This window comes from Collinsella aerofaciens, assembly GCF_028206995.1.
GTDB classification, from domain to species: domain Bacteria; phylum Actinomycetota; class Coriobacteriia; order Coriobacteriales; family Coriobacteriaceae; genus Collinsella; species Collinsella aerofaciens_AQ.
Map to the genome: position 1 here is coordinate 239,599 of NZ_JAQLFL010000001.1, position 12,255 is coordinate 251,853.

Genomic DNA, 12,255 nt, shown 5'->3' on the forward strand with positions numbered 1-12,255 from the left:
GCGATTTAGGGGGAACGTTTTAGTGTCTGAACAGGCAAATGTTGATTGTGCTGCTGGCTTTGGCGTGCGCTTGATCGGCTGTGCCGACGATGCGGCTTTGCCCATTGGCATGCACGACTATGCGGAGGCTCTTGGTTGCTGCACGCTGGTCGACAAGACCATGTTTATTGCCGATGTGTTGGACTGCGACGCGTCCGTTGTGGTGTGCTGTCGACCCGAGGGTTTTGGCAAGAGCATGAACTTGTCGATGCTCAGGGCTTTTCTGGAGCGTCCAGCGGTCGGTCGCACCGGTCGGATCTCGTTTGCCGATGCTCAGATTTGGGATGCGGACGGCGGGCGCTATCGGGATGAGTACGCTTGCTATCCGGTGATATCGCTGGACTTTTCTGGCGCTGCGAGGCGTGGCCCCGCTGTTGCCGGCGTCGTGCGCGATGCCCTTTCGGGCGAGTGCGCTCGCTTGTTGGCGCTCTTGGAGGCTCCGGATTTAGCTCGAGATAAGGTGCGTCACGTCGAACGTGTCGCGCGTGGCGTGGCGAGCGCGGACGAGGTTGACTCGGTGCTCGGTGTGCTCATAGAGCTGCTGGAGATTGCCTACGATGAGCAGGTTGTATTGCTCGTTGATGGGTACGATGGGGCGTGCTCTTGCCGTGCGAGCGCGAGGGACGCTTCCGGCGCCGATCCGGCAGATCTATTCGATCGCGTGCTGTTCGACGCCATTGCTGCTGCGCGCGATTCATTGCGGCTGACGTGTTTGATGGGGGAGTGTCCCGGCCCTGCCGAAGCGGCGCTTTCTTTGCACTGCTGCTCGTATTGTCTGACGACGCCGCTTTCGACCTGGTGTGACCGTTGGTTCGGCTTTTCGGATGCCGAGGCCGAGGCTCTGCTGAATCATGCTGGGCGCGAGGAATACCTTGATGATGCGCGTGAATGGCTCGAGGGGTATCGGTTTGGCAGGGCCTATTGCTCGAGTCCAGAGCGTGTGATTGGGTTTTTGGACCGAGGCTGCACGGCGCCCGTGCGTGCCGATCTGTATGGATATGCCGATTGCCTGAGTAGAGTAGTTGCCGGGTGGAATCTCGACCGCCTTTCGGTCTTGTTTGATTTGCTCGAGGCCCATGGATGCGTTGAGGTCCCGCTTTGTTTGGGCACTGCAGAGCCAGATGTCTCGCCTGACGATAGCATGTGGACAGCGCTGTATCTGTCCGGTTTTCTCACGACGGATATGACTGAGGAGCCAGAGCATGGCAATCGCCTCCGTGCTTTGCGATTGCCCAATAACGAGCTTAGACAGGCCTTGCGTCTAGTGATTGTTGAGTGGTTTGAGTGCGCTGCCGAAGACATTCGAGACGTCGATGCGTTTCGCGACGGGCTGTGCCGTGGGAACGAGGATACCGTGAGGCGGGCGCTAAGCCGCATCCTGGGGGATGCGGGAATCGGTGAGACCGACCCAGATAAGCCGCTGCCATATCATCTGCTCTTGCAGGGGCTCTGCTTTGGATTGCCGGGCTATGCCAATCCTGCTTCGAGGCGAAAGTGTGGTGCGGGTCGCTGGGACATCCAGGTTTTTCCTACGGGCGCCGTGTTCGACATAGCTGACACGATCGGCATGCTGGACGAGCGCCCGCTTATAACGATCAATATGATGTATGACCCCGATGTGGATGCGCTGGGGTTGGAATTGCTGGCCGTGCAGTCGCTACTCGACATAGAGCGCGGCGGCATCGACGAAATCCGTGTACCGCGCCCCGGCGTGGGTCGCATGCGCTGGGGGTTCGGTTTTGATGGGCAGCATGTGGCTACGGTGTGCCAGCGGCTTTAAGCGCCGAGGTGTTTCCGGCTTCCGTTACTCGGTGTCCTTCATGGGCGGCATGGGCTTCCAGTTGGGGTCCTTGATGATCTTGCGGGCGTCCTTCATGCCGCGGCGTAGCGCCGGAATTCCGGTCTTAAAGCACTTGTCAACGGCGGCCAGGCGAATGAACTCCTTGCAGAAGGTCGCGGCGTTGCCTAGGCGGAACAGCACGGGGTGATAGTCGCCGTAAATCTGCATGTAGCGGGCCAGATAACCGCGGTTGCGCATGATGTAGTAACGGTTGGTGTCGCTCGTGGAGTTGAGCTGGCGCTTGCCGGCGATATCCCAGTTAGAGACGGCGCGGGCGCGCTTGAGCACCACGTCGGCGACCACGGCGGCGGGGAAGTGTTGGCTGGCTACGTAGCCGTAGCAGGCATCGTCGCCGTAGATAAAGAAGCGCGCGTCGGGCAGGCCAATCTTGTCGACCACGCGGCGCGAGAACATGCCGCCCTCAAAGCACAGCTGGTTCATGGCGCGGTAGCCCTCGGGACCCAGATCCCACTTGGCGATAGGGTTAGGGATGCCGAGCGAGAGGATGAGCTGGTACTGCCAAAAGAAAGCGCCGCCGTCAAAGTCCAGGCGCGAACCCTGGATGACATCGTAGCGGTCGGTCCACTTGGCAAGACGCTCGATGCCTTCGGGGATGACGAGCACGTCGTCGTCCATCACCCAGAACCACTGGGCGCCCAGGTCGTAGGCGCATTTAGTGCCGGCGGAGAAGCCGCCTGCACCGCCGCCGTTTTCGAGCTGCGGGGCGTAGATGACACGGTCGGTGCCGCCCTGCGCGTCGGGCTGCTCGGTGTCGATGCCCCACAGGTTGGCCACGCGCTCGTTGAATGCGGTGCACATGGCCTCGGTCTCGCGTGAATTCTCGTTATCGACGATCACGATGCGCCAGGGCGTTGCCGTGAGCTCGGTCATGGAGTCGAACAAGTTGGCCAGGAGTTCCTGGCGCTTGTACGTAACGACGACGATGGCAAGCTTGTCGATGGGAGCGGGGAGGGTTGAAGGCATGGGGCAATATATCCTTTCACGCGCGGCGGGTGAGTGCAGCGCGGAAGCTATCGAATACGTCCTTGGGACTGTCCTATTGTAAAGGCTCGGCGCACCTTGGCGGCAAGCTTTGAATAAAACGCAGGAACCTGCCATGGGCCCGCCGCATGAAATGGGGCCGCTTTGCCCGCAAGAGGCTCCATAGATTATATAAACGCCCGCTGGCGCGCTGACCCTTTGATACCATGAAACGACAGGTATTTCCTAAGGAGCACATTTGTCTACTAATTCCTCTGGCAGCCCCGTCCTGTCGCTGCTTATTCCCATCTACAACGTTGAGCGCTACCTGCGCGAGTGCCTCGATTCCGCTGTGGCGCAGACGCTCGAGGACATCGAAATCATCTGTATCAACGACGGCTCTACCGACAACTCGCCGGCGATAATCCGCGAGTATATGCAGCGCGATGCGCGTGTGAAGATGATTGATAAGGCCAACAGTGGCTACGGCGACTCTATGAACCGCGGGCTCGATATGGCGCGCGGCAAGTACATCGGCATTCTGGAGTCCGATGACTTTATGGCGCCCGATGCGCTGGAAAAGCTCGTGTCAGCTGCCGAGCGCTGCAACGCCGATTTTGCGAAGGCGAATTTTGATTTTTACTGGTCTAAGCCCGAGGAGCGCCGCTCGCTACACGAGATGTTTAGGCCCAAGGACTGCGGCAAGCCGGTACACCCGAGCGATACGACGCAGTTCTTTAAGCAAAAGCCGTCGATTTGGTCGGCCGTGTACCGCCGTGATTTTCTTGAGCGCAACGGCATCAAGTTTCTGCCGACTCCGGGAGCATCCTTTCAGGACACGTCGTTTGCCTTTAAGGTGATCGCATGCGCCGACAAGGCTGTTTACCTGCACGATGCTGTGCTTTCGTATCGTCAGGACAACGAGAGCTCCTCGGTCAATTCTTCGGCTAAGGTCTTTTGCGTCAATGCCGAGTATGCCGAGATTGAGCGTTGGATCAGAGAGGAATATGCCCGCGACCACGCAAGTGATGACGTCGCGCGCATACTCAAGTTCAATCAGCTCATTAAGTACGATTCGTATATGTGGAACTATGTGCGCTTGGCGCCCAAATTTTATAAGGAGTTCCTGGTGCAGATGGCCAAGGAGTTTCAAGCTGCCTTGGACGCCGGGGAGTTTTCGCTGGACGATCTGAAGCCATGGAAGCGTGCGAATCTCGCTGCCATCCTTAAAGATCCTGAGGGCTGGGTTGACGAGCATCCGAGTTTTGCGAAGGATGGTGCCTTGGGGCGCGCCAAATACTACGCATCGGTTGGAGGCCCCGGCGTACTTGCCGCCTTCCTCATCGAATCGCTGAGGGGGTAGGTCGGTATGGGAGAAGCCACGAGCCCCAAAGCGACCATTGTCGTTCCCGTATACAACTCCGCAAACTCGGTTCAGCGATGCCTCGATTCGCTGCTGGCCCAGTCTGAGCGCTCGATTCAGGTTGTCTGCGTCAACGACGGTTCGGCTGACGATTCGCTGGGCGTCTTGCGTCAAATTGCGCAGACCGTCGACCGTGTGCTGGTGATTGACCAGGAAAACGCGGGCGTCTCGTGCGCTCGAAATGCCGGAATCGATGCCGCCAAGGGCGAGGTGGTTTTCTTTGTAGACGCCGACGATTACATCGACGCCCAGACGGTCGAGTGCGTGCTGCATGCCATGGAGTCTTCAGATGCCGAGGTCGCCGTTTTTGGCGGCGTTTGCGAGCCGTCCGACGCCGCACCTAAACGCGTCCAGCAACTCATGAGTCCCAAGGCGGGCACTTTTGGCGCCCGTAATCCCCAGCTGCTGTTCCACGCAAACGCACAGCCCTATGCCTGCCGCGCGGCTTTTTCGCGCGAGCTGCTCGATCGCGAAGGCATTCGCTTTGCCCCCGGCTTGGCCTTGGGCGAGGATGTCGTATTCCAATTTGCGGCCTATGCGCTTGCCCGCAAGACCGTTGTCATGCCGGACAAGTTCTACCACTACGTGATGGAGAACGACTCGGCTACGCACGAGTTCAACAGCGCCGAGGCCCGCGCCAAAAAGCTTGATACCCACATGAGGATGCTCGAGGAAGTTTTGGAGGATTGGGCGGGTTACGGCCTTTTGGACCTGTGCCCCGGCGAGCTGATCACTTGGTTCCTAGACCTTATTGTGTTTGACTTGGCGCGTCTGGACGCCGATGGTTTCCGTCGTGTGGCCGGTCGCGTCAATATGGATTTCACGACGTTTTTGGGAACGGAGTGGGCGGATATGCCTGCCAAGGGCGCCGTTCGCCGTGTTGCCCATAAGCTCGTTGCGGCGACCTCGAGCGTTTCGATGGCAGACGCCACGCTGTTCTATCTTTCGACCCGCGGTCTCAAAGCCTGCCTGGAGCGCTTTATCTAATTCTAGGCGCTGCCGTTGTCTGTTGCTTCACTGCTAAAATAACCCTGTTACACGCTATTCAACAGGAGGTTCTCTTGCAGAACTCTGATACCCCTAAAGTTTCGCTGCTTGTTCCCATCTGCAATGTTGAGCGCTACCTGCGCGAGTGCCTCGATTCTGCCGTTGCGCAGACGCTCAAGAACATTGAGATCATTTGCATCAACGATGGCTCTACCGATAGCTCGCCGGATATCATCCGCGAGTACATGGAGTGCGATGCACGCGTCAAGATGATTGACAAGGTAAACAGCGGCTACGGCGACTCGATGAACCGCGGCTTGGAGATGGCGCGTGGCGAGTACGTAGGCATTTTGGAGTCCGATGACTTTATGTTCGAGGATTCGCTTCAAAAGCTGGTTGCCAAGGCCGATGCCGAGCACGCCGATGTGGTTAAAGGCGATTTCTATCTGTATTGGTCCACGCCCAGCGAGCGCCGAGAGCTTTTTGGGATAATCGACGAGCATATGACGGGCGCGGCGTATCGCCCCGCCGATCGCCCGGGTATCTTCTACCGCAAGCCTTCCATTTGGTCTGCCATCTATCGACGCGAGTTCCTCAACGCCAATCAGATTCGGTTCCTCCCCACGCCGGGCGCCTCGTATCAGGACGCAGGCTTTAACTTTAAGGTTTGGGCGTGCGCCGAGCGCGTTGCGTTTATTGCGGATCCCATTTTGTGCTATCGCCAGGATAATGAGAAGAGCTCTGTTAATTCGCCCAATAAGGTGTTTTGCGTGTGCGACGAATATGCCGAGATGCAACGTTTTTTGGATGAACGTCCCGAGCTTAAGGCTCAGCTTCAGGGCATTTTAATGCGCATGAAGGTCGATACGTACCGCTGGAATGACGAGCGCCTGGTCGATGAGTTGCGCGAGCAGTTTTGGGAGAAGGCATCTCCCGAGCTCAAGGCCGATTGGGATGCCGGTCGCTTTGACCTGTCCCTCTTCGACCCGCGTGGGGAGACCGACCTGCGTTTGATGGTCAAATCGCCCCGTGCCTATATCGATTCGCGCTTTGATTTTAAGAAGCCGGGCAAGCTCAATACGTTTAAACACTACTTTAAGATCGGCGGCCTGCCGCTGGTTTGGCGCGTGCTGACGTATCAGCGCGCCTACGGCGATAACCCGCATCCCGACGACGTGCCGGCGGCACAGTAGGAGCGCGTGACCATGGCTACCCCTAAGATTTCCGTCGTCGTTCCCATCTACAGGGTGGAGGAGTGCCTGGCATGGTGCCTCGACTCCTTACTCGCACAGGATATGCCCGATTGGGAAGGTGTACTGGTCAACGATGGTTCGCCGGATGGGTCGCGCGACATCGCCGCTGCCTATTGCGAAAAGGATACGCGCTTTAAGCTTGTCGATAAGCCCAACGGTGGTTTGTCGAGCGCCCGCAATGCGGGAATCGCTGCGTCCTTGGCTCCTGTCGTCGCGTTTTTGGATTCCGACGACCGGTTTACCCCTGATGCGTGCCGCGTAATCGTCGATGCCTTTGAGCGTGAGGATTGCGATGTTTTGACCTTTGGCGCGAACCCGTACCCGTTGGAGGCGGGGTATCCGTGGCTTAACTATGTACTGAGCCCGCGCGATGTGTCGTTTGTGGGCTATAGCTCCGACCTGCTGTTTAAGGAAGCGTCTCGCCCCTTTGCATGGCGCACCGCTTGTAAGCGCGCTTTTTTACTGGGCAACGGGATCGTGTTCGATGAAACCGTTAAGTATGGCGAGGACCAGGTCTTCGATTTTGCCGTGTACGGTCGTTCGCGCAAGACCGCGCTTATCTCGAACAAGTTGTATGACTACCGCGTGGCGCGCAAGGGTTCGCTCATGGACACCATGCGCTACGACGACGAGACGCGTCTGCTGGAGCACGTGAAGATTTACTCCGCGGTGCTGGCTGACTGGCAGCGCGACGGTCTCGATGCCCAGCATGCCGATGACCTGGCGTACTTCCTGTGTGATCTGGTACTGTACGATGCACTCAGGCTGCTGAGCTCGGGTTGCGGCAAGGTGTTTGCTGCTGTTTCCGTGACGCTTGCCGGTTCTGCCGTGGGCAACGATGCCGCGCTCGCGCAATGTGCTCCTTCTGTTGCCGCTATGGTGCGTGCGGCACTTGTCGGTAAGGCGCCTGCTGCTCGTTCGTGCAAAAAGCTCATGTTCGATTACGACGTCTTGAGGTTTGGGCGCCTGGGCGCGTGCAAGCGCATGGCCGCGAATGCTCTGGGAAAGCGAGAGGTGTAGATGAGTATCAAGCGTTTGGCGCTTTGCCGCAGTCAGGGCCGCCTGTTTGTGCTGCTTCGTTTTGCCGGCCAGGATATCGCGGGGCTTATTGAGCAGGATGGTTCCCAATCCTTTGCTCACGCGACGACCAATGACGCTTGCGTGCTGTCTTTGGCACTGTCGGTCGATCATGGCCGCGTGCTTGCGCATTGCCCCTCAGTTGCCGATTATGAGCGTGAGCTCGTCGTCTTGGTGCTTCCGTTTATGGACGGCTCTACAATTGACGTCTCATTTGCGTCCGGCGGCAAAGGGCTGGGCTCCATTCGCCTTGACAGTCGTATTGCCAAGCTGGAATCTAAGATTAACTACAAAGCAAAGCCTGCGCTGTGCGCGCTTGTTCGCGATACGCAGCGCGGTGAGTGCTGCGGTCGCTACGAGATTGATGCCGTTCGTTATTTACCGGCAGATGAGGGCGCCGTCTGGCGCTATGAAGTCAAGTGGGCTGGAGACCCCCAGTGCGCCCCTGAGCTCCAGATTTTCGATACGCGCATGAATGCGATTGATGCCACCGTGCATGTGTTTGAGTCGCAGGTCGATGTTCTCCAGCAAAACGGATGTCGTGTCAATAAAACGTATCTAAGCGTGGAGATGCCTCAGGATATACGCGATTTTGTCGCGATTGCGGCTGATCCCACGGGCCAAATCCAGAACGGATTTTGCGCCATGGATGGTCGTTTGTACAACGGCATGGTCGACGACAGCTGGAATCGCATGAAGGATGCACGCGCGGACGACGCCGCTTATCGACGTTGGTTTGAGCAGCATCGCGCAAAGCCGGGTGATTTGGCACGCCAGCGTGTCGCTTCGGCGGCATTTGCCTATAGGCCGCTCGTGAGCATTGTGGTGCCGTGCTATAAGACCGATCGGGTTTACCTTCGCGAGCTGCTGGACTCGGTTCTAGCCCAGAGCTATGACAACTGGGAACTGCTGCTTATGGACGCCTCGCCCGAATGGGACGCGGTGTCCAATCTTGCGGCCGACGCCAATGACGAGCGGATTCGTCGCATTGAGCTGCCCGGTAACGGCGGCATCGTGGTCAACACCAACGCGGGTATTGAGCAAGCGACGGGCGACTACATCGCATTTTTGGACCACGATGACATCTTGGAGCCGGATGCGTTATTCCACTATGTCGCCGCTTTGAACAAAGCGGCAGAGGGGGAGCGTCCGCAGGTCCTGTCCTGTGACGAGGACATGTTCCAGAAAACGGGGGAGTGGGGTCAGCCGGTCTTTAAGACGCGGCTCAACGTTGACCTGCTCTATAGCCATAACTGCGTGACGCATTTTCTGATGGTGGAGAAGGCACTTATCGATCGCATTGGCATGTCGCCGGAAGACGTCGCTGGCGCCCAGGATTATGATCTGACGCTTCGCTGCCTTGCATCGGGCGCACGCTTTGAGCATATTGCCCACGTGTTGTATCACTGGCGTGTGCACCCCGGTTCCACCGCTGACGGTTCTGCCGATAGCAAGCCGTATGCTATTGAAGCCGGTCGTTTGGCGTTGCAACGCCATTTTGACGCGCTGGGCGTTCGCGGAACGGTCGAGGAGACCGAGACGCCGTTTGTCTACCGCATGCGCTATGCGCTGCCGGAGCCTGCGCCGCTGGTGAGTATTGTGATTCCCACCAAGGACCACGTCGAGACGCTCGACGCCTGTGTGATGTCGATCGCCCAGAAGGCCACGTATGCTAACTACGAGATCGTCTTGGTGGAGAACAACAGCGAAGATCCGGAGACGTTTGCGTATTACGAAACCCTGCCGGAACGCGTGGCCGCGGTATCTGAAGGCAAAGGTAACGCACGCGTTGTGTACTGGCCGGGCGAGTTCAATTACCCCCAGATCATCAACTTTGGCGTAGAGCACGCCAAGGGCGATTACCTGATGCTGCTCAACAACGACACCGAGGTCATAAGCGCCGACTTTATCGAAGAGATGATGGGCTATCTGCAGCGTTCCGATGCGGGTGTGGTGGGCGCCAAACTCTATTTTGCCGATCATCTGGTGCAACATGCTGGCATTTTGGTTGGCGTGCGTGGCGCACTTGCCCATGCCAACCAGGATTTCTCGGCAAAGCGCGAGGGCTATCTTGCCCGTGCCGTGCGCCCGGGCAACTTTAGCGCCGTAACGGGCGCCTGCCAGATGGTCCGACGCGGCGTATTTGAGCAGGTCGGAGGCTACAACGAGGAATTCGCCGTCGGCTTTAACGACGCGGACTTTTGCCTGCGCGTATGGGAGGCGGGCTACCGTACCATCTTTACGCCCTATGCCGAGCTATACCACTACGAGTTCACCTCGCGTGGCAGGGAAGAGGCCAACGAGGAAAAGCTGCGCAGATGGAAACGCGAACAGGCGCTGTTCATGCAGCGCTGGCCGGAGTTATTCTTGACGGGCGATCCGTGGCTGGGGCCGAACTTATCCGCTGAGAGCGAGTATTTCTCTGTCTAAGGCAATGGTTTTTAGGAAGTCCTTAACTTTCTTTCGCTATGAGCTTGGAAGAAAACAGCGTTGGACTACTTGCTAAGATAAATTACGAAAGCTCGATACTTTCGCGATAAGTTTATACAAGCTTATATAACTCGATATTATCCGATATAGTCTACGATAGAAATATAAGCAATGATTGACTGTTAATCGATTCCCTAGGAAGGCAAATAAGTGAGCGTCACAGCATTCCATAACCCGTTTCGTCCCACTGCCGGCGCTGAGCCTCCGCGCATAATTGGTCGCGATGATATCGCCCTTGAGTTTACCGAGAGTTTGAATGCGGGAATTGGTGCACCTGCGAGGCTCATGCGCATTGCTGGACCGAGGGGCTCCGGAAAAACTGTTTTGCTCTGCGACCTTAGGGATCGTGCGCGAGAGCTTGGATGGAAGACCGCTATTGTTTCTGCTGGCCCTAACCTATTGCTGGACTTGAGGGATCAGGTTGCTGATTCTTCCCTTGCGGCCAATGCTTCGGTCGGCGTAAACGCCGGCTTTGTTTCCGCGAAAGTCGATGTTGCGTCCAAAGAACCGAGCCTTAGAAAGTTGCTGAGTTCGGCAGCGAAGTCATCCAAGGGTCTTTTTATTGCCATCGATGAAGTTCAGGACGCCCCGATTGACGATATGCGCGACATTGCGTCTACGGTTCAGCTTTTGACAGGGGAAAAAGTAGATATCGCACTTGCCTTTGCCGGTTTACCCGCTGGTGTTATGGATCTTATTAACGGCAAGGCGCTTACGTTCTTGCGTCGTGCCCTCCCCGAAGACCTGGCGCCTATCAACCAGGTGGAGGTGGCGCTCTCTATGGGCGACAGCTTTGTCGCGACTGGCTTGACCATAGAGGACGATCTTCTGTCGAGAGCCGCTAAGGCCACTAAGGGCTATGCCTATCTGGTGCAACTGGTCGGTTACTCCATTTGGCAGCGCGCCAACTTGCATCGTGCCAAAAGTGCCATCGTGAGCGAGCGCGACGTTACCGAAGGCATTGCGCTGGCAGAAGCTCGTTTTCACGATGTTGTTCACGAGCCCGCGATTTCTGGACTGGGGCTCAACGATATCAAATACCTTTTGGCCATGTGCGAGGATAAACAACAGTCTAAATCAGCCGAGATTGCTAAGCGCATGGGCAAAAAGACCAATGAGATCAGCTCTATTAGGGCCAAATTGCTACAAAGAGAGGTTATTCAGGCACCACAGAGGGGCTATGTGCAGTTTGCCGTGCCGGACCTAGATATCTATCTGCGAGAGAATGCCGAGGAGATTCTCGAACGGTTCTAAATCGAGAGAGGCGACGTCACCATCTTTAAGACTGCCGCCAGCGTCGATTGCCACATCGGGTTTTTTCTGGGGCGATAATCCCCGTGATAATAAGATGTGGCGCTCCTTATCGCCTGCCAATCAGATTTCGTCTATCTATAGCATTGCGTGTTTTAATTTGCCACAGCAAAGATACCATTCACGGAGAGTGAGGGCTTTCTTGTCCGCGCTGTGCGCCCCGGTAACTTCAGTGCCGTAACGGGCGCCTGCCAGATGGTGCGACGCGATGTATTTGAGCAGGTCGGCGGCTACAACGAGGAATTCGCCGTCGGCTTTAACGATGCGGATTTTTGCCTGCGCGTGTGGGAGGCGGGCTACCGTACCATCTTCACGCCCTATGCCGAGCTGTACCACTACGAGTTCACCTCGCGCGGCAGGGAAGAGGCCAACGAGGAAAAACTGCGCCGCTGGAAGCGCGAGCAGGCGCTGTTCATGCAGCGCTGGCCGGAGTTCTTCCTTGACGGGCGATCCGTGAAGGGATGCCAATCTTAGCAGCGAGAGTGAGTTTGATGATTTGTGATTCTGGGAATGGCATCGCTATTGAATTAGCTTTGCACGAACGCCGTCTGGCGTAAATATCGTCCATTGGCCCGAGCGAGCACTGATTAAATGCCGGCTTCCGATATCATAAAGACAGTTATTAATTGTGGAGGATTGTATGAAGCGTCTTTCAATTACTTTATCTCTTGCGGTCGCGCTGTCTCTGTGTGTATGCTCCACGGCTATTGCTGCTAGCCCAGCAGATGCCGCGCTGTCGCAGGCTGAATCAATTTCATGCACCGTCTCTGCTGGCCTGTCGGCGCCCGCCCCCAGGGCGGAGGCGACCGGCGACGGCGAGGTCACCCTGACCTGGGAGCCCGTCGAGGGCGCCG

The 12,255-nt window shown here is 57.2% G+C and carries 10 protein-coding genes; 9 read left to right on the forward strand and 1 reads right to left on the reverse strand.

Annotation, left to right across the window (positions count from 1 at the left end):
- The first annotated feature begins 22 nt into the window (after positions 1 to 22).
- Complete coding sequence (locus PMX60_RS01035) at positions 23 to 1,819, forward strand: AAA family ATPase (protein WP_271746575.1); 1,797 nt, start codon at positions 23 to 25, stop codon at positions 1,817 to 1,819.
- Between the two features lie 24 nt (positions 1,820 to 1,843).
- On the opposite strand, the gene PMX60_RS01040 is transcribed toward PMX60_RS01035, so the two are convergent.
- Positions 1,844 to 2,863: a glycosyltransferase gene (locus tag PMX60_RS01040; RefSeq protein ID WP_271746576.1), complete on the reverse strand. Its 1,020-nt coding sequence runs from the start codon at positions 2,861 to 2,863 to the stop codon at positions 1,844 to 1,846.
- A 256-nt stretch (positions 2,864 to 3,119) separates the two neighbouring features.
- On the opposite strand from PMX60_RS01040, the gene PMX60_RS01045 reads away from it, so the two are divergent.
- From PMX60_RS01045 to PMX60_RS01080, 8 genes are all read left to right on the forward strand, one after another.
- Positions 3,120 to 4,223: a glycosyltransferase gene (locus PMX60_RS01045; protein WP_271746577.1), complete on the forward strand. Its 1,104-nt coding sequence runs from the start codon at positions 3,120 to 3,122 to the stop codon at positions 4,221 to 4,223.
- A 6-nt stretch (positions 4,224 to 4,229) separates the two neighbouring features.
- Positions 4,230 to 5,270, forward strand: a complete 1,041-nt coding sequence (locus PMX60_RS01050) for a glycosyltransferase family 2 protein (RefSeq protein WP_271746578.1) — start codon at positions 4,230 to 4,232, stop codon at positions 5,268 to 5,270.
- A gap of 74 nt (positions 5,271 to 5,344) precedes the next feature.
- Complete coding sequence (locus PMX60_RS01055) at positions 5,345 to 6,463, forward strand: glycosyltransferase family 2 protein (protein ID WP_271746579.1); 1,119 nt, start codon at positions 5,345 to 5,347, stop codon at positions 6,461 to 6,463.
- A gap of 12 nt (positions 6,464 to 6,475) precedes the next feature.
- A complete protein-coding gene (locus PMX60_RS01060; RefSeq protein ID WP_271746580.1) occupies positions 6,476 to 7,543 on the forward strand; it encodes a glycosyltransferase family 2 protein in 1,068 nt (355 codons plus the stop codon).
- Positions 7,544 to 10,030, forward strand: coding sequence for a glycosyltransferase family 2 protein (locus PMX60_RS01065; RefSeq protein ID WP_271746581.1), 2,487 nt, complete (start codon positions 7,544 to 7,546; stop codon positions 10,028 to 10,030). It begins immediately after the preceding gene.
- A gap of 210 nt (positions 10,031 to 10,240) precedes the next feature.
- Complete coding sequence (locus PMX60_RS01070; RefSeq protein WP_271746582.1) at positions 10,241 to 11,344, forward strand: P-loop NTPase family protein; 1,104 nt, start codon at positions 10,241 to 10,243, stop codon at positions 11,342 to 11,344.
- A 210-nt stretch (positions 11,345 to 11,554) separates the two neighbouring features.
- Positions 11,555 to 11,875 (forward strand): glycosyltransferase family 2 protein, encoded by a 321-nt coding sequence (locus tag PMX60_RS01075; protein WP_271740431.1) that lies wholly within the window; start codon positions 11,555 to 11,557, stop codon positions 11,873 to 11,875.
- 166 nt (positions 11,876 to 12,041) lie between these two features.
- Positions 12,042 to 12,255: hypothetical protein (locus PMX60_RS01080; protein WP_230308472.1), on the forward strand; the 214-nt coding region annotated here is incomplete at its 3' end.

Excerpts from the sequence above, each read along its gene's own strand:
- PMX60_RS01040 (WP_271746576.1), bottom strand. The coding sequence starts at position 2,863 with ATGCCTTCAACCCTCCCCGCTCCCATCGACAAGCTTGCCATCGTCGTC.
- PMX60_RS01050 (WP_271746578.1), top strand. The coding sequence starts at position 4,230 with ATGGGAGAAGCCACGAGCCCCAAAGCGACCATTGTCGTTCCCGTATAC.
- PMX60_RS01060 (WP_271746580.1), top strand. The coding sequence starts at position 6,476 with ATGGCTACCCCTAAGATTTCCGTCGTCGTTCCCATCTACAGGGTGGAG.
- PMX60_RS01065 (WP_271746581.1), top strand. The coding sequence starts at position 7,544 with ATGAGTATCAAGCGTTTGGCGCTTTGCCGCAGTCAGGGCCGCCTGTTT.